The sequence below is a fragment of the Hymenobacter mellowenesis genome (assembly GCF_030581005.1).
Taxonomy (GTDB): domain Bacteria; phylum Bacteroidota; class Bacteroidia; order Cytophagales; family Hymenobacteraceae; genus Hymenobacter; species Hymenobacter mellowenesis.
The window spans coordinates 293,809-316,486 of the sequence record NZ_JAUQSX010000004.1; the positions used below are offsets into that span (position 1 = coordinate 293,809).

Annotated in this window: 19 protein-coding genes; 13 read left to right on the forward strand and 6 right to left on the reverse strand. The window is 61.2% G+C overall.

The genetic code is table 11. The annotated features are described in order from the left end of the window. Nucleotides 1-103: 103 nt before the first annotated feature. Both Q5H92_RS09750 and tgt read right to left on the reverse strand, forming a co-directional pair. Nucleotides 104-1,183, reverse strand: a complete 1,080-nt coding sequence (locus Q5H92_RS09750; protein ID WP_305011327.1) for an LptF/LptG family permease — start codon at nucleotides 1,181-1,183, stop codon at nucleotides 104-106. Between the two features lie 125 nt (nucleotides 1,184-1,308). Beyond that, nucleotides 1,309-2,439, reverse strand: a complete 1,131-nt coding sequence (tgt, locus tag Q5H92_RS09755) for a tRNA guanosine(34) transglycosylase Tgt (RefSeq protein WP_305011328.1) — start codon at nucleotides 2,437-2,439, stop codon at nucleotides 1,309-1,311. A gap of 233 nt (nucleotides 2,440-2,672) precedes the next feature. Here tgt and Q5H92_RS09760 point away from each other — a divergent pair, with 233 nt between their 5' ends. The 3 genes from Q5H92_RS09760 to rsmG all read left to right on the forward strand — a co-directional run bounded on the left by Q5H92_RS09760 (nucleotide 2,673) and on the right by rsmG (nucleotide 5,267). Then, a complete protein-coding gene (locus tag Q5H92_RS09760) occupies nucleotides 2,673-3,818 on the forward strand; it encodes a glycosyltransferase (protein WP_305011329.1) in 1,146 nt (381 codons plus the stop codon). Then, nucleotides 3,809-4,432, forward strand: coding sequence for an RNA polymerase sigma factor (locus tag Q5H92_RS09765; protein ID WP_070728736.1), 624 nt, complete (start codon nucleotides 3,809-3,811; stop codon nucleotides 4,430-4,432). The genes Q5H92_RS09760 and Q5H92_RS09765 overlap by 10 nt, the downstream gene beginning before the upstream one ends. 217 nt (nucleotides 4,433-4,649) lie before the next feature. Beyond that, the gene (gene rsmG / locus Q5H92_RS09770) at nucleotides 4,650-5,267 is read left to right on the forward strand and encodes a 16S rRNA (guanine(527)-N(7))-methyltransferase RsmG (RefSeq protein ID WP_305011330.1); all 618 of its coding nucleotides are present in this window, start codon (nucleotides 4,650-4,652) and stop codon (nucleotides 5,265-5,267) included. A 216-nt stretch (nucleotides 5,268-5,483) separates the two neighbouring features. On the opposite strand, the gene Q5H92_RS09775 is transcribed toward rsmG, so the two are convergent. Continuing rightward, nucleotides 5,484-6,464 carry a YheT family hydrolase gene (locus Q5H92_RS09775; RefSeq protein WP_305011331.1) on the reverse strand — a complete coding sequence of 327 codons (981 nt, stop codon included), beginning with the start codon at nucleotides 6,462-6,464 and terminating at the stop codon, nucleotides 5,484-5,486. 277 nt (nucleotides 6,465-6,741) lie between these two features. Here Q5H92_RS09775 and rpsT point away from each other — a divergent pair, with 277 nt between their 5' ends. Both rpsT and Q5H92_RS09785 read left to right on the forward strand, forming a co-directional pair. Then, nucleotides 6,742-6,993 (forward strand): 30S ribosomal protein S20, encoded by a 252-nt coding sequence (rpsT, locus tag Q5H92_RS09780; RefSeq protein WP_198066977.1) that lies wholly within the window; start codon nucleotides 6,742-6,744, stop codon nucleotides 6,991-6,993. Between the two features lie 172 nt (nucleotides 6,994-7,165). After that, complete coding sequence (locus Q5H92_RS09785; protein ID WP_305011332.1) at nucleotides 7,166-8,713, forward strand: T9SS type A sorting domain-containing protein; 1,548 nt, start codon at nucleotides 7,166-7,168, stop codon at nucleotides 8,711-8,713. Between the two features lie 73 nt (nucleotides 8,714-8,786). Here Q5H92_RS09785 and pyk read toward each other — a convergent pair whose 3' ends face one another. Then, complete coding sequence (gene pyk, locus Q5H92_RS09790; RefSeq protein WP_305011333.1) at nucleotides 8,787-10,226, reverse strand: pyruvate kinase; 1,440 nt, start codon at nucleotides 10,224-10,226, stop codon at nucleotides 8,787-8,789. Between the two features lie 334 nt (nucleotides 10,227-10,560). Then, nucleotides 10,561-10,989 (reverse strand): IPExxxVDY family protein, encoded by a 429-nt coding sequence (locus Q5H92_RS09795; protein WP_305011334.1) that lies wholly within the window; start codon nucleotides 10,987-10,989, stop codon nucleotides 10,561-10,563. Nucleotides 10,990-11,164: 175 nt separating this feature from the next. Here Q5H92_RS09795 and Q5H92_RS09800 point away from each other — a divergent pair, with 175 nt between their 5' ends. The 8 genes from Q5H92_RS09800 to Q5H92_RS09835 all read left to right on the forward strand — a co-directional run bounded on the left by Q5H92_RS09800 (nucleotide 11,165) and on the right by Q5H92_RS09835 (nucleotide 19,113). Further along, nucleotides 11,165-11,401, forward strand: a complete 237-nt coding sequence (locus tag Q5H92_RS09800) for an acyl carrier protein (protein ID WP_019948606.1) — start codon at nucleotides 11,165-11,167, stop codon at nucleotides 11,399-11,401. A gap of 166 nt (nucleotides 11,402-11,567) precedes the next feature. Further along, entirely contained in the window at nucleotides 11,568-12,818 is a 1,251-nt protein-coding gene (fabF, locus tag Q5H92_RS09805; protein ID WP_305011335.1) for a beta-ketoacyl-ACP synthase II, read from the forward strand. Nucleotides 12,819-12,999: 181 nt separating this feature from the next. Then, nucleotides 13,000-13,725 carry a ribonuclease III gene (gene rnc, locus Q5H92_RS09810; RefSeq protein ID WP_305011336.1) on the forward strand — a complete coding sequence of 242 codons (726 nt, stop codon included), beginning with the start codon at nucleotides 13,000-13,002 and terminating at the stop codon, nucleotides 13,723-13,725. Nucleotides 13,726-13,888: 163 nt separating this feature from the next. Further along, entirely contained in the window at nucleotides 13,889-15,805 is a 1,917-nt protein-coding gene (gene nadE, locus Q5H92_RS09815; protein ID WP_305011337.1) for an NAD(+) synthase, read from the forward strand. Between the two features lie 219 nt (nucleotides 15,806-16,024). Next, nucleotides 16,025-16,666: an RNA polymerase sigma factor gene (locus tag Q5H92_RS09820; RefSeq protein WP_305011338.1), complete on the forward strand. Its 642-nt coding sequence runs from the start codon at nucleotides 16,025-16,027 to the stop codon at nucleotides 16,664-16,666. Beyond that, nucleotides 16,659-16,955: a hypothetical protein gene (locus Q5H92_RS09825; RefSeq protein WP_305011339.1), complete on the forward strand. Its 297-nt coding sequence runs from the start codon at nucleotides 16,659-16,661 to the stop codon at nucleotides 16,953-16,955. Before Q5H92_RS09820 ends, Q5H92_RS09825 begins: the two co-directional genes overlap by 8 nt. 118 nt (nucleotides 16,956-17,073) lie before the next feature. After that, complete coding sequence (gene lgt / locus Q5H92_RS09830) at nucleotides 17,074-18,066, forward strand: prolipoprotein diacylglyceryl transferase (RefSeq protein ID WP_305011340.1); 993 nt, start codon at nucleotides 17,074-17,076, stop codon at nucleotides 18,064-18,066. Nucleotides 18,067-18,360: 294 nt separating this feature from the next. Further along, the gene (locus Q5H92_RS09835) at nucleotides 18,361-19,113 is read left to right on the forward strand and encodes a LytR/AlgR family response regulator transcription factor (protein WP_305011341.1); all 753 of its coding nucleotides are present in this window, start codon (nucleotides 18,361-18,363) and stop codon (nucleotides 19,111-19,113) included. Here the strand turns inward: Q5H92_RS09835 and Q5H92_RS09840 are convergent. Beyond that, nucleotides 19,110-22,451 (reverse strand): PAS domain-containing protein, encoded by a 3,342-nt coding sequence (locus Q5H92_RS09840; protein WP_305011342.1) that lies wholly within the window; start codon nucleotides 22,449-22,451, stop codon nucleotides 19,110-19,112. The genes Q5H92_RS09835 and Q5H92_RS09840 overlap by 4 nt on opposite strands. Nucleotides 22,452-22,678: the final 227 nt, after the last annotated feature.

Genomic DNA, 22,678 nt, shown 5'->3' on the forward strand with positions numbered 1-22,678 from the left:
CAGCGAAGCATCTTTACCTCAGTGGTAAATAATCGCGTTGCGCGGTAAAGATGCTTCGCTGCGCTCTGCATGACCGCCTACCATCCCACCAGTCCACTACCCGCTACTTTGGCACAAACCGGTACAGCGCCAGCCCAATCACGCTGAACACCGTGGTGGGCACCCAGGCCGCTACCAGCGGCGAAAGGCTGCCCACCTGCGCCAAGTTGCGGCTTAGCATCACGAAAATGATGAACACGAAGGCCAGCACGAAGCCCAGCGCAATCTGCCCGCCCACGCCGGCCCGCGACTTCCGGGCGCTCAGCGTCACCCCAATCAGGGTGAGCACCACAATGGCGAAGGGGTAGGAATACCGCTCGTACTTGTCGCTCAGGTAAATCTGGGTGTCGTCGGCTCCGCGCTCAATCTTGGTGCGAATGAAGGCATTGAGTTCCGGCAGGGTGAGGGTTTCGGCAATTTTGTAGTTGCTGGCGAAGTCCTTCGGGTAGAGGTTCAGGGTGGTGTCGCGGGCCGGGATGGTTTGCAGGGTTTCGTCCTGCGGGCCGCGGAAGGTGCGCACCAGCTGCGGCGACAAGTGCCACATGCGCTTCGTCGAGTCCCAGTTGATGGCGTCGGCCGTCATTCGCCGACGCAGCACGGTCCCATCAATGGTTTCAAAAGCAAAGCGGAAGCCGATGTTGTTCGTGTTGTCATAGCTTTCCATGAACACGTAGGTGCGCGGCCCCTCCTTGAAATGCACGTTGCGCCCCTGAAACCGGTACGGCAGCTTGATATAAGCTCGCTCAAACGCCACGCGCGACTTGCTGCCCACCGGCAGCACCCAGCCAATCAGCCCGAAAATAAGCAGCCCCACCACACTGCCGCCAATGGCGTACGGCAGCATCAGCCGCTTAAAACTCACCCCGCTAGCCAGAATGGCCACAATCTCGGTGCGCGCCGCCAGCTGCGCCGTCACAAAAACGACGGCAATAAAAATGGTAATCGGCGAAAGCAGATTGGCGAAATAGGGAAACAGATAAATGTAATAGCCGAAAATAATTTGCCCCATCGACAAATTATGCTGAATAAAGTCGTCGTTTTTCTCCGTGAAATCAATGACGCAAATCACCGACACGAGAATCACCACCGAGAAGAAAAACGCGGTCAGAAATTTCTTAATGATGTATTTGTCGAGGATATTCATTTTTAACGAATTTATAATCCGGCGGTCATGCTGAGCGCAGCCGAAGCATCTCGCGTGCCGAAGTAATTAATTGCGTTGCGCGGTAGAGATGCTTCGGCTGCGCTCAGCATGACGTTCTGATAAACCTACAGCCGTGTCATCACCTGCTTCACCATGCGCTCTTTCCAGGGGCCAAACGTGCCGGCGAGGATTTCCTTGCGGGCCTCCTTCACCAGCCACAGATAAAAGGCCAAGTTCTGGGCCGAGGCGATTTGCGGGCCCAGCATCTCCTTGCATTGAAACAGGTGGCGCACATACGAACGCGAATAGAACGTGCTGGCGTGCCCGCCGAGTTCGGGGTCGAGGGGCGAAAAGTCCATTTCCCACTTCTTGTTGGTGATGTTGACGATGCCCTGCGTGGTGAAGAGCATACCATTGCGGGCGTTGCGGGTCGGCATCACGCAGTCGAACATGTCCACGCCCAGGGCAATGTTTTCCAGGATGTTGGCCGGTGTGCCCACGCCCATCAGGTAGCGTGGCTTGTCCTTTGGTAGGATGTCGCACACCAGCTCGGTCATCTCGTACATCAGTTCGGCTGGTTCGCCCACGCTCAGCCCGCCAATGGCATTGCCGGCGCGGCCCTGCGCCGCGATAAACTCGGCCGATTTGATGCGCAAATCCCGGAACGTGCTGCCCTGCACAATCGGAAACAGGTTCTGCTCGTAGCCATAAAGGCCCTCGGTGCTGTCGAAGCGCTGGATGCAGCGCTTCAGCCAGCGGTGCGTCATGTCGAGCGAGCGGGCGGCGTAGTCGTATTCGCAGGGCCAGGGCGTGCACTCGTCGAAGGCCATAATGATGTCGGCCCCGATGACGCGCTGAATGTCCATCACGCCCTCCGGCGAGAACAAGTGCTGGCTCCCGTCCACGTGCGAGCGGAATTTCACGCCCTCTTCCTTAATCTTCCGGGTGTTGCTCAGCGAGTATACCTGGTAGCCGCCCGAGTCCGTCAGAATCGGCCGGTCCCAGCCGTTGAACTTATGCAGGCCGCCGGCCGCCTTCAGCACATCGAGCCCCGGCCGCAGGTAGAGGTGGTAGGTATTGCCAAGGATAATCTGGGCGTTGATGTCGGTTTTCAGCGTTTGCTGCGATACCGCCTTCACGGTACCGGCCGTGCCCACGGGCATGAAAATGGGCGTTTCAATGGTGCCGTGGGCCGTTTCGAGGCGGCCGGCGCGGGCTTTGGTGGCGGAATCCTGGGCGAGAAGGTCGAAGGTCATGCGGGAGGGGAGACGGGCGCGCAGCAGAGCGAAAAAAAGAACGTCATGCTGAGCGCAGCCGAAGCATCTCGCGTGCCGAAGTAATCAAGACCGTTTTCACGATTGAGTTACTAACCCGAGCGAGATGCTTCGGCTGCGCTCAGCATGACGGGCTGGAGCCCTTGCTTCCCGCAAAGATACCCCGGCCGCCCGGCGTCCCGTACTTTTGCAAGTCCATTCACGCCGCCGTTCCCTTGCCGATACCCATACCCACTTCCCCGTTTTTCTGGCTGCTGCTGGCGTGCGTGGTAGTGCAGCTCATTTACGCCGCCTATTTCTTCTGGCCCTTCGCCCGCCGCCCTCTCGAAGCCCCCGCCGACGCCCCCGGCCCGGACACGGAACCCGTTTCCATCGTGGTCTGTGCCCACAACGAACTCGACAACCTGCGCCGTCTGCTGCCGCTGCTGCTCCAGCAGGACTACCCGGCCGGCTTCGAAATCGTCCTCATCGACGACCGCAGCGACGATGATACCTACTTATATGCCCAGCAGCTGGCGCAGTATTACCACGAAAAAGTGCGCCTCGTGAGCGTGGCCCGCACGCCCCGTGGCTTCGGCCCCAAGAAATACGCCCTCACCCTCGGCATCAAAACCACCCGCTTCGCCCGCCTGCTCTTCACCGACGCCGACTGCATTCCGGCCACCAACCAGTGGCTGCGCCTCATGCAGCGTGGCTTCGCGCACGGCAGCGGGGCCGATGTGGTGCTGGGCTTCTCGGCCTACGCCGAAATGCCCGGCTTCCTCAACCAGCTCATCCGCTACGAGACGTTGCTCACCGCCGCGCAGTACCTCAGCTTTGCCTGGCGCGGCTGGCCCTACATGGGCGTGGGCCGCAACCTGGCCTACACCCGCGCCTGCTTCAACACCACCAAGGGCTTTGCCTCGCACATGCGCCTGCTCTCTGGCGACGATGACCTCATGGTGCAGGACGCCGTGCGCTACCGCCAGCGCATCACCGTGGTGGCCGACCCGCCCGCCCACACCTTGAGCGAACCCGCGCCCACCTGGCGCGCCTGGTGGAGCCAGAAGCGCCGCCACCTCTCCGCCGGCCGGGCCTACCGGCTGGCCGACCGTTTAAGAATTGGCACCTTCGTGCTGGCCAATATGTTGTTCTATTTGACTAACGCCGTGCTAGTTTTTTCGCCAAACAATTGGGTACCTTTGACGGTGGTATGGGTCCTCCGAACTTTGTTTGTGAGTGCCGTGTATGCCCGTCTCAGCCGCCGGCTTGAGCAGCCCGTAATCGTCGGGCTCCTGCCGGTGCTCGACGTGGTTTATTTTTTTCAGTACCTGGCCCTAGGAATCTCGCTGTTCCTCAACCGCACCCTTCGATGGAAGTAAACAACCAAGACATTCAAAAGCAGTTTTCAGCCAAAGCCAAGCACGACTTCAAGCTGATTCGCGCCGCCGTGGACCACGGCGACGAAAAGGCTTACGCCGAGCTGATGCACATCTACAAGAAGCCCGTGTACCACGTGGTGCTCAAGATGGTGCGCAACCAGGACGACGCCGAAGACCTCACCATCGAAGCCTTCGCCAAAGCCTTCCGCAACCTGCACAAGTTCAACCCGGAGTATGCGTTCAGCACCTGGCTGTTCCGCATTGCCACCAACAACTGCATCGACTTTATTCGCAAGAATAAAATCAAAACCATGTCGATTGACTCGGCCATCAAGGTCGACAACGGCGACGAAATCACCATTGATTTCCGCGACAACGACCTGAACCCGGCCGAGCACGCCGTGCGCAACCAGAAAATCGAAATCATGCGCCACGTCGTGTCGCGCCTGCCCGATAAGTACCAGCGCCTCGTGAGTTTGCGTTATTTCGACGAGCTCAGCTACGAAGAAATTGCCACCGAGCTCAAAGCCCCCCTCGGCACCGTGAAAGCCCAGCTGCACCGCGCCCGCGAGCTGCTCTATGACATGGTGAAGCACACCAAGCAGATTATTTAATTTTGAAAAAGCCCCGATGTGAGTCGGGGCTTTTTTGTGGGGTTTGGGTTGGCCGATAAAAGATGGAACGTCATGCTGAGCGAAGTCGAAGCATCTCTACCTCAATGCTAACTTAATCGTTCAGGCGAAGCGGTAAAGATGCTTCGCTGCGCTCTGCATGACGTGCTGGTGTTCGCCCCGTCGGTGCAAACGGCGCGCACCGTGCACCTTTGCAACCATGAATCTTTTGCAGCACTACTTCCCCGCGCTCACGCCCCAGCAGCTCCAGCTTTTCCAGCAGCTCGAAACCGAGTTTCGGGCCACCAACGAAGCCATCAACCTCGTGTCGCGCACCGACATGGACAATTTTGTGGAGCGCCACGTGCTGCATTCGCTGGGCATTGCCAAGGTCATTCAGTTCCCCAAAGGCAGCGCCGTGCTCGACGTGGGCACCGGCGGCGGCCTGCCCGGCCTGCCGCTGGCCATTATGTTCCCGGAGGTGCATTTTCACCTCGTCGACAGCATCGGCAAGAAAATCCGCGCCGTGCAGTTCATGACCGCCGCCCTCGGCCTGAATAATGTGACTGCCGAGCAAACCCGCGCCGAGCAGCTCCGCACCAAGTACGACTACGTGGTGAGCCGCGCAGTTGCCCGCCTCGCCACCTTCCACCCCTGGATTGCCCACCGCTTCAAGCCCCAGGGCCAGCCCGGCTCAGGCTTATATTATTTAAAAGGCGGCGACCTGGCCGAGGAAATTGCCGAATCCGGTTTGAAGGCGAAGGTCACAGATTTGAGTGATTTCTTTAAGGAGGAGTTTTTCGAAACCAAAAAAGTGGTTTTCGTGCCCGCCAAATAGTTTTTGCCTGTCATTGCGAGGCCGCAGGCCGTGGCAATCCGTCCTGTTCTCAGCGACAAACCTACTGATGTGATAAAGCCCTAAAACGTGAAAAGCCCCGGCACTGCGCAGTGCCGGGGCTTTCTGGTAAAAGGTAGTGTCTGGTTTTAACAGGAAAGATTGGCTACGCTGAACTTCGTTTGCAACGGCCTGCGGCCTCGCAATGACAGGCGATTCCTACGCCGGCACCTCCGCCGTTAGAAATTCCACCGCCCGCCGCTCCGAGTAGTACTCCCCGTTGCTCTCAGCGAAGCCCACGTGCCCGCCATCGGCTGGAGTTTCCAGAAACACGAAGGGCGACTGTGCCGCCACCACCCGCGGGAAGCAGGAAGCCGGTAGAAACGGGTCGTTCTGCGCGTTCACCAGCAGCGTGGGCACCCGGATGCCACTTAAGTAGCGGCCGGAGCTGGCGTATTGGTAATAGGCATCGGCCGAGTCGAAGCCGTGCATGGGAGCCGTGTATTTGTCATCGAACTGCGGGAAGTTGCGCAGTTGTTCCAGCCCTTCCAAGTCAACCTCGCCGGGCAGCAAGGCTGCTTTGTCGCGGATTTTCTGGCGCAACGATTTCAGAAAACGCCGCATGTAAACTTGGTTTTGAGGCCGCCCGATGTGTATCGAACTGGCCCGCAAATCCGTCGGTACTGAAAACACGGCGGCCCGCTGCACCTCAGCCGGCACGCGGCTGGCGTCTTCGCCTAGGTATTTCAGCGTCACGTTGCCGCCAGCTGAGAAGCCCAGCAGGTAGGCGCGTTGGTAGCGGCCGGTGGCCAACGCGTGGCGCAGCACGGTGTCCAAATCCTCGGTGTCGCCGAGGTGGTAGGAGCGGAGCAGGCGGTTCATTTCGCCGCCGCAGCTGCGGTAGTTCCACGCCAGGGCGTCGAGGCCGGCGCGGTTGAGGGCGCGCACCATGCCGCGCACGTAGGGCCGGGAGGCATCGCCTTCGAGGCCGTGCGACACAATGGCCAAGCCGTCGGTAGGGCGCATCCCGGGCAGGCGGCTCCAGTCCAGGTCCAAGAAGTCACCGTCGGGCAACTCCAGGCGCTCGCGCTGGTAGGCCACGTCGGGCACGGTGCGCCACAAGCTGGGCACAATGGTCTGCAAATGGCCGTTAAACAAATAGAACGGCGGCTGATAGTGAGGCTGAGCAACGAGCGGCATGGCGCGGATAAATAAGTGGGCTAAATGGCGCGCTGGGTAGGACTGAATAAGAAGTAAAGTTCGAACTTAATCGGCATGCATACTAATTTAGGGGTGCCAAAGTGAAATTGACATGAGCTTAAACAAGCTTTAAAATGATTTTGGTCTGTTGCCGTTAGGCTGAATCAGCTTTCACTCAAGAATTTTGCTGGCAGGGTTTGAATTTGTCAGACGGATTCGTACCTTTGCCCTCCCAAACACAGAACTCAAGCATAACGCTCCTATATATTTCCTGCTCATGGCAAACCATAAGTCGGCCCTCAAACGCATCCGCAGCAACGAAGCCAAGCGCGTGTTGAACCGTTACCAGCACAAATCCACCCGCACGGCTATCAAAAAGCTCCGTACGACGACCGACAAAACGGCCGCCCAGGAGCTGCTGAAGAAGGTGTCTTCGATGCTGGACCGTCTGGCCAAGAAGAACATCATCCACAAAAACAAAGCTGCTAACAACAAAAGCAAGCTGACAAAACTCGTTAACGCGCTCTAGTGCGACTACGAGTCTAGGAAGGCCAGACTGCGCCGCCCCAAGGTCTGGTCTTCCGCTCATCACAGAAGCCCTGCTCGGTATCGAGCAGGGCTTCTTGCGTTTAGCTGGTGGCGCTTGGTAAGTCGGTCGGATTCGGTACCTTACAGCATCATTCCACGCCACCGCTACCCACATGAAACACGCTTACCGCTGCCTGCGGCCTTTACTGGCCGTAGTCTTACTAATGACGGGCTTTGGTGCCCGCGCCCAGCAAGCCTGGCGGCCGTTTCGGCCGGGCCTGATTTATGCTTACCGCGAAGTGTTGAGCGTACCCAATAACCTCGCACACACACTACGCGTCGATTCTGTGTATGCCACAGCGAATGGCGATTCCGTTTACGCCTTCAACCAGCGCTTGCGTACGTCTACCGCTACCGCATATCCTACGGGAGGTTCGCTAAAAAGCCGCAATAATCTGTTTGGCGCGCTGATGCGCTGGCGGCCGGGCCAAGCCAGCTACACATTAGAGGCCCTGGCCCAAGCCAATGTACAAACAGCCGTGAGCCTGGAACTGTTTCCGCGGGCAGCAGTGGGCAGCACCTGGATTGCCAGTAGCCAGCCGCTCCGAACGGCCACGCTAGCCAGCCGCAGCTGGGAAACCCTGAGTCCCGGCGTGCAGGACACGGTGTCGGTTATCAACATCAACACTGCCGGCGCCACCGCCACCGTTCGGCTTAGCCGGCGCTACGGCCTGTTGGCCGGGCCGCAGTGGCTGGGGGGAGCTACGGGCAGCCAAATGGAGCAGGCCCTGCTCCCAGCCAGCTTCGCGCAGTCGCTCTACAACCCCGTGCGGCTGTTCGACGTGCAGCCCGGCGACGAGTTCGGGTACGACGAGGACGACATCGTGCGGGCCATTCGATGCTACGACAATAAGATATTGCGCCGCATCGTGTCGCGCCGCCTGACCGCTGACAGTTTGATTATTACTTATCAGGAGCAGCGTCGAAACGAAAGCTTCGGTTACGCGGGGCCCTGTTCTACACCGGCCTACTTATATTATTCGCCAATTACGATAAACCATTGGGCAATAGCTCTTTCGGGTAATCAGTGGCAGCCCGGGGGCGCTACGATGCAACTGGGGGCGTTGCGCCTGCTGACTGGCGAATACGTGGTTATTGGAACTGGTAGCTACCCCACCTTGCTGGTTGGAATGCCCATCGGCACCGCTGGCGGTGGGGGGTGTAGCTCAATCGCAAACCGCATCAGCTATTATCCTCACTACGTTCAAAACCCCTCAAGCCCGGCCATTCCCATTTACCGTACCGGCCTTGATTACGCGGCCTGGCAATACAGCTTTGCGCCTGCTAGTACCACCACCATGGAAGGGTGGTACGGCTTGATATATTCCCGCAGAACCATCAACGGAGCTGTCACCATATGTGGCTCGCCTTTGAGCTTCAGAAGCTTGCTGCCCACCCGCGCTGCCCAAGCCGCCGAGCTGGCCACGCTGCACCCCAACCCCGCTGCCGAGGCCGCCACGCTCACCCTGGCCCAGCCCGCTCGCGCCGGCCAGGCCCTGCGCCTGACCGATGCGCTGGGCCGCCCCGTGTGGCAAACGCTCGTGACCGCCGGCCAAACCACGCTGACCGTGCCGCTGGCCGGGCAGCCGGCCGGCCTCTACCTGCTGCACTTGAGTGGCAGCGACGGTAACTCAGCAACTTGGAAGCTGACCCACGAATAAAGCTTCGCACAAAAAAGCCCCCGCAGTATTAACTGCGGGGGGCTTTTTTGTATCAATCTATTTTGACAATGCTTTACGCTATGCTCACTTTCACCATGTTGGCTTTGCCTTTGTCCTGAATGGGCATCGAGCCGGTGTTAATGAAAATATCACCGGCTTCGAGGTGGCCGGTGGTGGTGAGGACGTAGCGGATGTCGGCCACCGTGCTGTCGGTGCTCACCAGGCGGTCGTAGTAGAAGCTGCGCACGCCCCACACCAGGCTCAGCACCGTGAGCAGGGGGCGGTTATCGGTGAAGATGAAGATGTTGGCTTTGGGGCGGTACTTGGCCAGCTGGAAGGCCGTGTAGCCGTGGTGCGTCATGCCGGTAATGGCTTTCGAACCCGTGTTTTTGGCCAGGTGGCAGGAGGCCGAAAGTACGCTGTCGGCCATGAAGTTGGGGCCGGTGGGGTCGATGGGCCACCAGCGGTGGAAGAGTTGCGGGCTGCGGCTTTCCACGCTCAAGATGGTGCCCACCATCGAGCGAATCACCTCGGCCGGGTAGGCACCCACGGCGGTTTCGGCCGAAAGCATCACGGCGTCAGCGCCGTCGAGCACGGCATTGGCCACGTCGCTGGTTTCGGCGCGGGTGGGGCGGGGTGCCGTAATCATCGATTCCATCATCTGGGTGGCCACGATGACGGGCTTGCCGGCGGCGTTGCACTTGGCAATAATCATTTTCTGCGCCATCGGCACCTCCTCCATCTTTACCTCCACGCCGAGGTCGCCGCGGGCCACCATGATGGCATCGGTGATGGCGATGATTTCGTCGATGTTGCGCAGGCCGTCGGGCGTCTCAATTTTGGCCACCACGCGGGTGGTTTTGCCCGATTGCGCAATCAGGTTCTTGATGAAGCGGATGTCGTCGGCCTTGCGGGCGAAGCTCAGCGCCACCCAGTCCACGTCGTGCTCCAGGCCAAACTGCAGGTCCTCGATGTCCTTTTCGGTCATGCTCGGGGCCGACACTTCCGAGTCAGGGAGGTTGATGCCCTTGCGGGGCTTCACAAGGCCGCCGTACACCACTTCCACGTCCACTTCCTTATCGCGGTCGGTGGCCAATACTTTCAGCTCAATTTTGCCGTCGTCAATCAGAATCATGTCGCCGGCCTTCACGTCGCGCGCCAGACCCAGGTAAATCGTACTTAGGCGCGTGGCCGTGCTGATTTCCTTCTCGCCGCACACCAGCTTCAACTTGTCGCCGGCTTTGATTTCGACGCCACCGCCTTCTACTTCGCCCAGACGAATCTTAGGCCCCTGCAAGTCCTGCAGCAAGCCCACCGACGTTTTCATGTCCTTGTTCAACCGTCGCACCGTGTTAATAACGGAGAGGTGGTCCTCATAGGAGCCGTGCGAAAAGTTAAGGCGAAATACATCGACGCCTTCGCGCATGAGCACGCCAAGGCGCTCGTAGGTATTCGATGCCGGGCCCACGGTGGCCACAATTTTAGTCTTGTTGAAAACGGGTTGATTTTCCATGCGGGAGTCGTTGGAACTAGCAGTACAAAAAAACTCCCCTCCTCAAATCGGGGAGAGGACGTTTTGCCGAAGGCAAAATCGAATGAGATAAAGCGAAAGCAGGCCGTGTAGGGGTTAAGCCAGGGGCCTGCCAGGGCAAAAGTCGTTGAATTAAATTGAAATGCCTATTGATGAGCGGGAATCTTGTGAAAACGATTGCCCAATGCGGCCCGGGTCACTCCAGCACGACGTAGGGGCGGGGCTTGCCCCCGCCCGGCTATTCGCTCCGCATCAACGATTCTGTTCAACGACCGGGCGGGGGCAAGCCCCGCCCCTACGTCGTTCTGAAGCAAACTCACAAAATCAGATTCTCCTTATACTTAAGCGTATTGGGGTCGAACTGGCAGACGTACTGCACCGCATCAAGGGCGGCGAGCTGTTGCAGCAGCGCCTCATCGGCCAAGGCGCCGGTGCCGTTGCTCACGGCCAGCAGGTAGTCGTATTCCTTGATGTCGGGCGCCAGGAAGGGCTTTTTGAGGTTGGAAGGGGCTACCGAGCGGTTGCGCAGCAGCCGGAACGTGAGCGCCTCGGTGGCGTGCAGGTAGTGCGTAAACACCAGCCGGCCGCGGCTGAGCAGGTTCAATAGCAGCTCGGGCTGCTTGATGAGGCGCAGGCGCAGGGCCCGGTTCAGGTTCCAGGCCAGGGTATAGTCGCGGGTGCTGCTCACCAGCCCGAACAGGGCAAAGTCGCACTCGTAGTCAACGTCGAGGGTGAAGGTCTTCATAGGAGCCGCAAAAAGGGCACCCGCGGGGCGGGCAGGGCAAAGCTACGGCCTGCCGGGGCCGCTTGCCAGCCGCGCGGCCATAATGTTGTACCCCGAAATGAAAAGCGCGTCCGTGGGTTAGATGAAAATTCTCTCGTTACTTTGTGCCATAGTTTTCCTTAAACCCCCCACGGAGATGTCTGAAATCGCAGAAAAAGTAAAGGCCATTATTATTGATAAACTGGGCGTTGAAGCCTCGGAGGTGACCCCCGAAGCAAGCTTTACCAACGACCTGGGTGCTGACTCGCTGGATACCGTTGAGCTCATCATGGAGTTCGAAAAGGAGTTCAACGTGAGCATCCCCGACGACCAGGCCGAAAACATCGGCACCGTGGGCCAAGCCATCAGCTACCTCGAAGAGCACGCTAAGTAGTCTTCCTTTCATCCCCGCGAAGCGCGAAATTTGAGTTGTAGCCTTTACGCTGATTTCCTGTTTCGCGCGGTATGACCCCCATACTGCGCATACCGGCCGGCCCGCCGCCGGCCGGTTTTGCTGTTTTATCCCGCCTCATCATTCGCGCCAGTGGCGCTTGCTCTGTATGACGTCCATCCGACGGGTTGTCGTTACCGGCCTCGGGGCCATCACGCCCCTGGGCAACACCGCCCCAGCCTACTGGGAAGGCCTGCGCACGGGCACCAGCGGCGCCGCTACCATCACGCGCTTCGACCCAGCCAAGTTCAAAACCCGCTTTGCCTGCGAAGTCAAGGACTACAATCCCGACACGTACTTCGACCGCAAGGAGCACCGCAAAATGGACTTGTTCACGCAGTTCGCGGTGATTGCCTCCGACGAAGCCATTGCCGATTCGGGCCTACTCGAAAGCGGCGTGGACAAGGACCGGGTGGGCGTAATCTGGGGCTCCGGCATCGGCGGCCTGAAATCGCTGCAGGAAGAATGCTTCCAGTTTGAGCGCGGCGACGGTACCCCCCGCTATTCGCCGTTCTTCATTCCGCGCATGATTGCCGATTCCTCGTCGGGCAATATCAGCATCAAAAACGGCTTCCGCGGGCCGAATTTCGTGACCACGTCGGCCTGCGCCTCGTCGAACGACGCCATCATCGCGGCCTTCAACAACATCCGCCTCGGCCTGGCCGACGCCGTGGTGACGGGCGGTTCCGAAGCAGCCATCACCGAATCGGGCGTGGGCGGCTTCAACGCCCTCAAGGCCATGAGCGAGCGCAACGACGACCCGGCCTCGGCCTCGCGCCCTTATGACAAGGACCGCGACGGCTTTGTGCTGGGCGAGGGCGCCGGCGCGCTGGTGCTCGAAGAGTACGAGCACGCCAAGGCGCGCGGCGCTAAAATTTACTGCGAGCTGATTGGCGGCGGCATGTCGTCGGACGCTTACCACATCACCGCGCCCGACCCGAGTGGCGAAGGCGTGGTGCTGGTGATGAAAAACGCCCTGCGCGACGCCGGCATTCAGCCCGAGGAAGTGGATTACATCAACACGCACGGCACGAGCACGCCGCTGGGCGACGGCGCCGAAATCAAGGCCATTGAGAAAGTATTCGGCGCGCACGCCGAGAAGCTGAACATCTCCTCGACCAAAAGCATGACCGGCCACCTGCTGGGCGGCGCCGGCGGTATTGAGGCGGTGGCCTGCATCATGGCCATGCAACACGGCCTGGTGCCGCCCACCATCAACCTGCACACGCCCGACCCGGAAATCAACCAGGCGCTGAACTTCACGCCGAACACGGCGCAGGAACGCGACGTGCGCGTGGCCATGAGCAACACTTTTGGGTTTGGCGGCCACAACACGTCGGTGATTTTCCGTAAACTGTAGGCTTGACTTTTGGGTCAACAAGAGGCACTCAGAACGTCATGCTGAGCGAAGCCGAAGCATCTCTACTGCGCAACTAATCCTTTCGATTGAGTTAGTATTGCAGTAGAGATGCTTCGGCTTCGCTCAGCATGACGTTCTTTTTTGTCGTTTCCTTTCTACCAGAATCTAAATTTTCTTTCCCTTGCTCGGTTTCGTTTCCCGTCTTTTTGCTTCTGATAAGTCGTTTCGTCAGGCCGTAGCGACCGTGACGGGCCAGCGGCCCAAAAACGCCAAGCTGTATCGGCTGGCGTTCACGCATTCCTCGGCGGTGCGGCAGCAGCCCGCCATCGGCCGCCACCAGACGAATGAGCGGCTGGAGTTTCTTGGCGATGCCGTGCTGGGCACGGTGGTGGCGGAGTACCTGTTTAAAAAATACCCTTACGAGCAAGAGGGCTTTCTGACGGAGGTACGCTCGCGCATCGTGAACCGCGAAAGCCTGAACAACATCGCCCTCAAGCTGGGCCTTGATAAGCTGGTACAACTGGACACCGCGCAGGGCCGCGCCGCCCGCTCGCGCTCGGTGAACGGCAACGCGCTGGAGGCGCTGGTCGGGGCCGTGTACCTGGATTTGGGCTACCAGTCGGCCCGGAAATTCATCCTTACGCGCCTCGTGAAGGGCTTTGTGGATGTGCACACGCTCACGACGACCACGGCCAATTTCAAGAGCAAGCTGGTGGAATGGGCGCAGCGCGAGGGCAAAACCCTGCGCTACGATATCACCGGCGAGGCCCGGCCGGGCGGCATGATGGAGTTCACGGCCAATGTGCTGCTGGATGAGGAAATCGTGGCCACCGGCATGGGCCTGAGCAAGAAGCAGGCCGAGCAGCTAGCCGCCGAGCGGGCCCTGACGGAGCTGGGCGTGGCTTAAAGTTTCTCAGCATGTTGACTGCAAGAGCCTCGGAGGGAAGACATTCAGTTGCTGAGTGTCGCCCCGCCGGGGCTTTTTTGTTCGATAGCATAGGTTTTTGCCAACAACTCGCCCCGTTGGGGCTTGTGTAATCTGAATTGACTAACCCCAGTTGTTTAATAATATGCGTATTGCCGGAGCCGCCCTCAATCAGATTCCCATTGACTGGGAAAACAACCTTCGCAACATTCGGACGGCCATTGAGCAGGCTAAAGCATCGGGCGTGCAACTGCTGTGTTTGCCTGAACTGTGCCTGACCGGCTATGCCTGCGAAGACTTGTTTCTGAGCGACTGGATGCCGGAGTCGGCGCTGGCGCACCTGCAGGCCGTGCGGCCCTGGACGGACGGCGTTTGCGTGGTAGTGGGGCTGCCGGTACGGCTCAATCACTGCACCTATAACACGGCGGCGGTGCTGCGCGATGGGCAGATTCTGGGCTTCGCGGCCAAGCAGTTTCTGGCCAATGACGGGGTGCATTACGAGACACGCTTCTTCGCGCCCTGGGTGGCGGGCGAGCAAACGACCGTGACCTTGGAAGGGGAGACGTGGCCGCTGGGTGACCTGATTTTTGAGCACGAGGGCGTACGCTTCGGCTTCGAGATATGCGAGGATGCCTGGCGGGCCGATAATGTGCGGCCGGCCTGCCGGCTCACGGGCAAGGTCGACTTGATTGTGAACCCATCGGCCAGCCACTTTGCGATGAGCAAAACCGACGTGCGCTACCAACTGGTGATGAAGGCCTCGCGCACGTTTGATTGCACGTATCTGTACGCCAACTTGCTGGGCAACGAGGCCGGCCGAATCATTTTTGATGGTGAAATATTGGTGGCGCGCAACGGCCATTTGCTGAAGCGCAACCAGTTGCTGAGCTTCAAGGAAGTGGATTTGGAATGGGTGGACGTGGATTTCACGACGCCGCAGGAGCCGGCGGTCGAAATCGCGCCGTTGCCCGCGCCTGATGAGTACAAGGAACTAAACCAGGCCATGAGCCTGGCGCTGTTCGACTACCTGCGCAAGGCGCGCAGCCGGGGTTTCGTGCTGAGCTTGAGCGGCGGGGCGGATTCCTGTTTCTGCGCCGTGGGCGTGGCTGAGATGGTGCGGCTGGGCGTGGAGGAGTTGGGGCTGGAGGAGTTCAAGCGGCGTAGCGGCTGCTTCCCGGTGGCCAGCGAAACGGTGGTGACTCAGGAGGGCGCCGGCGGCAAAGCCGCGCAGGTGGTGGAAAAGCCGGCACCTGAAAGGACCCTGAATACCAACCAGCAGCTTGTGCAGCAGCTGCTTACTTGCGCTTACCAGGGCACCGTTAATTCCTCGGACGACACCTTCAACTCGGCCAAAGAGCTGGCTGACAGCATTGGCGCCCGCTTCTATCGCTGGACGATTGACGAGGAGGTAACCGGGTACGTGGGTAAAATCCAGGGCGCGCTGGGCCGGGAGCTGACTTGGAAAACCGACGATTTGGCCCTGCAAAACATTCAGGCGCGGGTGCGGGCCCCCGCCATCTGGCTGCTGGCCAACGTGCAGAATTGCCTGCTCATCACCACTTCCAACCGCTCCGAAGCCAGTGTGGGCTACTGCACCATGGACGGCGACACGGCCGGCAGCATCTCGCCCATTGCGGGCGTCGACAAGGACTTCGTGAAAAAATGGCTGCGCTGGGCCGAAACCGAGCTGGGCTATACTGCCCTGCGCCACGTGAACGCCCTGCAGCCCACCGCCGAGCTGCGCCCGCTCGAAGACAAGCAAACCGACGAGCGCGACCTCATGCCCTACACCCTGCTCAACCGCATCGAGCGCTTGGCGTTCTACGACCGCCTCAGCCCCAAACAGGTGCTGGCCATGCTGGAAGGCGAAGGCACGGGCTTCGACACCGAGCAGCTGAAAACCTACGTGCGCCGCTTCTACAGCCTTTGGAGCCGCAACCAGTGGAAGCGCGAGCGGTACGCGCCCAGCTTCCACCTCGATGACTACAACGTGGACCCACGCTCCTGGCTGCGCTTTCCCATTCTCAGCGGCGGCTTTGCCGAGGAGCTGGCGGGGCTGTAAAATGTACCCCGAAGAGGTGCTTCGGTTCGCGTTGAGCAAGCAACCCAGACGCCGGCCGAAGCACCGCTTCGGGGTACCTATTCAGGCCTCATTTCGAATTAATGGAAATAAAATAGCAAACCCGCGCAAGGTTGGCCGCCGAATGGGACCTATTGCCTTGTAGCTCCGGCTCGGTCAATACTGGCCCAGCCTTTCGCCGACCCTTTTGTTTTCTTTTCTGTGGCTTGCGCAATCCCGTTGTTTTTGGTTGATGAGCCACCGGTTGGCCCCTGTTTGATGGACCCGGCCGTAGCGGCCGAGGCTGAGCTGGTGGCGCAACTGCAGCAAGGCAGCGAGGCTGCTTTTCGCACGCTGGTGGAGCGATACCAGGACCGTATTTACCGGGTGGTACTGTCGCTGCTCCGCTCGCCGGAAGAGGCCGAGGATGTGGCGCAGGAAGTGTTTGTGGAGGTTCACCAGACCATTAGCCGGTTCCGGGGCGAGGCCGGGCTCAGCACCTGGCTCTACCGCCTGGCCACGTCGCGGGCGTTGAAAAACCTGCGGCGCGCCCGCGCCAAAAAGCGCTTTGCCTACTTCACCAGCCTGTTGGGTTTCGGCAATGAAGTGCTGCACGAAGCGCCCACCCATGCGCACCCGTTGGCGCTGCTGGAGGGGCAGCAGCAGCTGGGCCTGCTGCTGGAGCACATTGCCCGCTTGCCCGACCAGCAGCAGGTGGCCTTCACGCTGCGCCACGAGCAGGAGCTGAGCTACGAACAAATCGCTGCCGTGCTCAATACCACCGTGCCTGCCGTGGAGTCGCTCTTGTTCCGGGCCCGCAAAACCCTTCGTACACGCCTGCAACCGCATTTTCGCCATGACTAAGCCCGACCTCCGCTCCGTTGCTGATGAGGCCTTGGATGCCTTGCTCCGCCAGCTTCCCCGCCAATCCCAGGCCCGGCCCCGGCCGTTTTTCTACGGCCGGGTGCAGGCCCGCCTCGTCGACGCCGAAGCATCGACGGCGAGGCCACTGTTGCCCGACTGGCTGCGCCGGCCGGCCTTTGCGGCCCTGCTGGGCGCCTTGGTGCTGAGTTTGTCCGGCGATTGCGCGGCGGGAGGCGCGGCGGCCACTGGTCCGGCCAGCTACCAGGCGCCGCATTTGCCGGCGCGCTAGGGGCGTCCGGTTTCTTGCGCTGCCCGGGCCGGATGTCCGGGCGGGGCGTGCCTTCCTCCGCCGGGCAATGAGCCCGAGGGCGGAGTACCTTTGACCACCTATCACATTTTTGCCCCGCATGTCGCCTTTCTTCGCCGCCATTTACTGGAACATCAACCCCATCATTGCCCACCTCGGGCCGGTCACGCTGCGCTGGTACGGGCTGTTTTTCATGCTGCCCTTCGTGGTGGGCACGTTCATCCTCACGCACATCTACCGCTCAGAGCGGGTGTCGCCGCAGTGGGTCGACGTGATTACCATCTACATGCTCATCGGCACCATCGTGGGCGCGCGGCTGGGCCACATGCTGTTTTATGACTTTGAGGCGCTGATGGCCGACCCGCTGGTGGTGTTTAAAATCTGGCAGGGTGGGCTGGCCAGCCACGGCGCTACCATCGGCATCTTGCTGGCCTGCTGGCTGTTTGCCCGCAACAACAAGTTCGATTATCTGTGGGTACTCGACCGCATTGTGATTGTGGTGGCGCTGGGCGGCGCCTGCATCCGCACCGGCAATTTGATGAACTCCGAGATTGTGGGCAAGCCCACGAACGTGCCGTGGGCCTTCACCTTCCCGCGCGACACGGAGCACCTGCTGCCCGCCACCAGCCCGCTGCCTAGCGGCGCGGTGCTGGTCGACCGTGTGGCGCAGACCAACGGTACGTATGCCTACCCGCTGCACGCCGCCGGCCAGCCCACCACGGCCGACACGCTGATGGCCGTGCCGCGCCACCCCACCCAGATTTACGAGGCGCTGTTCTGCATCTTCCTGCTCGCGCTGCTCTACTCGATGTGGAACCGCACCAAGGAGCGCACCCCGCGCGGGCAGCTGTTCGGGCTGTTTGTAGTGCTGCTGTTCACGCAGCGCTTCCTGGGCGAATACCTCAAGGAAAACCAGGTGAAGTTCGAAGACGGCCACCTCTTCAACCAGGGCCAACTACTGAGCATTCCGCTGATTTTCATCGGCATCTGGGTTCTGTGGCGGGCGGGCAAAGACCCTGAAAACCCTTACGGCTACGCCCCGCGCGATTTGGAAGAAAAAGAAGCGGCGGCGTTGCCGCCCACCGCACGCTAAAGTGCTTGAAGCAGGTTGTATAATGCGCAGGTAATTTGTTGATAAAGAAATGCATAAGTGGCGGTAGTTTTTGAAGCGCCTGCCTGTAGCGTTTTATTCGGCGCGGCCGGGAGCTGGTTCAACGCTCGCACAATCGGGTTAAGCGAATAAGCATTTCTTAAGAGCCTGAGGGGATATAGCTTGCCCTCATTCGGCATGCGGTAAATTCTCATCAAAGACAGGTGAGGCCGTGCACGGTCGATGCTCACCCGGGCAGTGGCGCTTGCTAATGGCGCGGCTGCTTAACTGCTCTTGATGCCCCTGCCGATGCTGCTTTCCGCTCCGCTCACCTGTCTGGTTGTCGACGACAACGAGATGAACCGCCTCAACCTTGAGCACCTCATCGAGCTCACGCCGCAGCTGGAGCTGGTGGCCTCGTTTGCCAACGGCCTCGACTGCCTGAACTTCTTCACGCAGGGCGGGCAGGCCGATATCTTGTTTCTCGACATCGAAATGCCCCAGCTCACGGGCCTCGATTTGGTGCGCATCCTGCCCGTGCCCCCGCCCGACATTGTGCTCGTGACCTCGCACCGCGACTACGCCGTGGATGCCTTCGACCTGAGCGTGAGCGACTACGTGGTGAAGCCCGTGGAGCTGCCGCGCTTCCTGCAGGCTGTGCAGCGGGTGGTGAAGGGCCGCCAGGCCGCTCCGGCTGCCACTAAGCCCCAAGCCAGCCTGGCGGCTTCGGCCACCGAAAACGAGTTTTTGTTCGTGAAAGTGAACAAGAAGCTGGTGCAGGTCCGGCTCGACGATATTCTCTACATCGAAGCCCTGTCGGACTACTGCGTGCTGGTGCTCGACAAGCAGAAGCTCATCGTGTACAGCACCCTGCGGCGCATCGAAGAGCGGCTGCCATCCCCGCGCTTCGTGCGGGTGCACCGTTCCTACATCATCAACATGCGGCGCATCGAGGCAGTCGAAGACCACATCGTGCAGTTTGCCAAGGTGGAAGTGCCCGTGGGTAAATCGTACCAGGAAGGCTTTCAGCGCCAGCTGAAGGAGTTTTAGCCCGGCGTTTCGGCCGGCAATTCGCTTGGCACGGCGGCCAGGGCCCGCGCCACCAGGGCCACCAGCTGCGCCACCATGGCGGGCCGCTCGGCGGCGGATTGGGACGGGCCGGGTACTTTTTCGAGCACGGCCACGAGGGCGGCCACGCCGGTCACGCCCATCATTTCCAGGCTGGGCTTGATGTGGTGCGTGGTTTCGGCCACCCGGTCCCACTGGCCGGCGGCGGCGGCTTCCTGCAGCTGCGCCAGGCTGGCGGGCGTGTTGGCGAGGAAGGAGCGGATGATTTTCGTCACGAAGGCCTCGCGGCCGTGGGCCATGGTGCGCAGCTTGGCCAGGTTGTAGGGCGCCGCGCCGCGGGGCGTATTGCGCAGGGCTTCGAGCTTGGTGTAGAGCTCGTGCTCGTCGAAGGGCTTGGCCAGGGTGTCGTTCATGCCGGCGGCACGGTAGCGCTCGTTGTCTTCGCGGAAAGCATTGGCTGTGAGGGCCAGAATGGGAATCTGGGCGCGTACAGGGTTGGGGTGCAGGCGCACGGCCTGGGTCACTTCCACGCCGCTCAGAAGAGGCATCTGGATGTCCATCAGGGCCACATCGTAGTCGTGCTCCGAAAGCATGCGCAGGCCCTGCTCGCCGTCCACGGCTTCTTCGAGAATGACGCCCCATTCTTCGAGCATGAAGCGGGCTACTTCGCGGTTGATTTCGTTGTCTTCGACCAGCAAGGCCCGCAGGCCCGCCAGGGAGCCAGTGTTGACGTTGGCCTGCCCCGGGGCGGGCTTGTGGGCCGCCTCGGCAGTGGGCAGTGTAAGGGTGAAGGCAAAGGTGCTGCCCACGCCCGGCGCGCTTTCCACGCTGAGGGTGCCGCCCAGCTGCTCCACCAGCGCCCGGCTGATGCTCAGGCCCAGGCCCGTGCCGCCGAAGTGGCGGGTGGTGTCGGCATAGGCCTGGGTGAAGCCCTCGAACATCTGGGCCTGCCGGTCGGCCGGAATGCCGATGCCCGTGTCGGTGACGCGGAATTCGACGGTGAGGTGGGTAGCGGTTTCGGCCACCGGGCGCGCCGCCACGCCGATGCTGCCCCGCTTGGTGAACTTGATGGCGTTGCTAATCAGGTTGAGCAGAATCTGGTTGAGCCGGTAGGGGTCGCCCACCACCCAGGCCGGGGGCAAGTGCGCCTCGGTCAGCTGGTTGCAAAAGGACAAGCCTTTTTCCTGCGCCTGCAACTGGCTGGGGCGCAGCGCCTGGCTCATGGAGTCGAACAGGTTGAAGGCTACCTGCTCGAAATTGAGCTTGCCGGCCGAAATCTTGGCCATGTCCAGCACGTCGTTGATGACGCCCAGCAAGTGCTGGCCGGAGGTGTTGATGACGCGCAGCAGTTCCTGCTGATGGGCGTCGAGGCGGGTTTTGCCCAGCTGCCGGGCCATGCCCAGCACGCCATTGAGCGGTGTGCGGATTTCGTGGCTCATGTTAGCCAGGAAGTTCTCCTTGGCCCGCGCGGCCGATTCGGCGGCTTCCTTGGCGCGCTTCATCTCGTGCTCGGCCTGAATGCGCTCCGTGATGTCGTGCGAGTGGGCGATGACGTAGGCCGGCTGGCCGGGCTCGTTCACCAGAAAGTTGCGGTAGAGCAGGTAGCGCAGCTCCCGGCTGCCGTGCGGGCGCACCCGCTGCACGCCGGAGGCCTGCTGCTCAGCGGCAATGCGCTGCAGGTATTCGGCATAGGCCGCATGGTCTTCGGGCGGCATCACGTCGGCCACGTTGCTGCCAATGAGGACCTCCACCGCGCAGTTGAGGAGCTCGCCAAGCGCGGGGTTGGCCGTGAGCACCGTGCCGTCGAGGGCGTGGGTGCAAATCAGGGCCTGGGCGTAGTGCATCAGGTCGCGGTACTGCTTTTCGCTGTGCTCCAGCGTACGCTGGGTCTGTTTCAGGGCGGTGATGTCGGTGCTCACGCCCAGCACGTGCACGGTGCCGTCGGGCCGCGCCAGGGGCCGCTTCACGGTTTGGAACACGCGCGGCACGCCGTCGCGCTGGGTGAGGGTTTCCTCGATGGTCAGCTCCTGGCCGGTGGCCAGCACGGCGCGGTCGTTGGCGGCCAGCTGGGTTACCTCGCGGGCCTCCACGCTGTCGGGGGGCAGGGCCTCGCCGGTGAGGTGGCGCGTCACGTCGCGGATGGCCTGCATGGCGGCGTTTTCAAAAATGATGTCGTGCTGGGCGTTGCGCAGGTAAATCACGCTCGGGCTGGCATCGAGAATGCTGCGGGTGAATTCCTGCTGCTCGCGCAACTGCTGGCGCGTGGTTTCCTGCTCTGTCACATCGAGGCCGTAGCCGATGACCAGGCGTACGGCGCCGCCGGCCTCGGGCACGGGCTGCAGGCGGCGCAATATGTGGCGCGGCGCCTCATCGCCGAGGCTTTCGAGCCATTCGTGGCGCTGGCGGCCGCTGAGCACGGCTTGCAGGCGCGACTGGCGCTGCTGGGCCACGGCCGTGGGGTGGCCGCGCCGAGCGTTGTATTCGGTGTTGGTGCGGCCCAGCATCCACTGGCGCAGCTCCGGCTCGGGCACGGCGGCCGGGTTCACGTAGCGGTAGCGGTACTCGGGGTCAACCACAAAAATTTCGGCCGGCAGCTCGTTGAGAATGCTTTCGTAGAACTGTTTCTGCTCCCGCACCTGGGCTTCGGCCAGCACGCGAGCCGTGGTTTCGGTGAGGTAGAGGTTCACGTAGCCATCGGCGGCAAAGGGCACCACGCGCACCGTGAAAAACCGCTCGCCAAACGAAATGTCGGCCTGCTGCGCCGCGGTGCCCGCGCCCAGCGCCTGGCACGCCAGGGCCTGCAACTGCCGCTGCACGCGCACCCGCTCGGGGCGCGCCAGGCTCAGGCCCAGCGCGCGGGCGGCCTCGTTGGCATACACCTGCTGCCCCGAGGCGGCGAGGCGCAGCACAGGGTTGGGGTTTTGCTGCGGAATGCGGGCCAGCGACTCTTTTTCGAGGGCCAGCCGGTGCTGCTCGGTCACGTCGTGCAGGCACAGCAGCCACTGGCCCGGCGCGCCCACGCCGGCCGGCGCGGCCACCATGTTGCCGGCCAGAAAGCGGCCGTCGCGCAGGGCCAGCACTTCGCTTCCAATGCCCGCGCCGGCCAGCGGCAGCGCCTTGCCGCGGGCGGCAAATTCGGCGGGGTGGAGCACCTGGGCTTGCACGCGGGCGCGCAGCTCGGCGCCGGGCCGGCCCAGCCAGTCGGCCGGGGCATCGGGCAGATTGTAGAGCGCGAAAAAGCGACGATTAACGGCGTCTACGCACCCGTCGGCCCCGAACAGGACGACGCCCTCGGGCAACAAATCGAGTAGCAAGGCCAACTGCCGAGCTGGTTCAGAACTGTCGGGCGCAACAGCCGGTGGCGCAGAGGGGAGAAGTGGAATCAACGGGTCGGGGAGGAGTGGCACAGCCGCTTTAAGCAGCAATATTGGTCCAATGGTGCCGAACCGATGCTGCAATCAGGGCCAAGGGCCTGTTTTACTGGCCGAAGCGCCGCCCCGGCTGGCCGGAACCATCCCGCAAAAGCTGAAAACGGGCCAAAGCATCA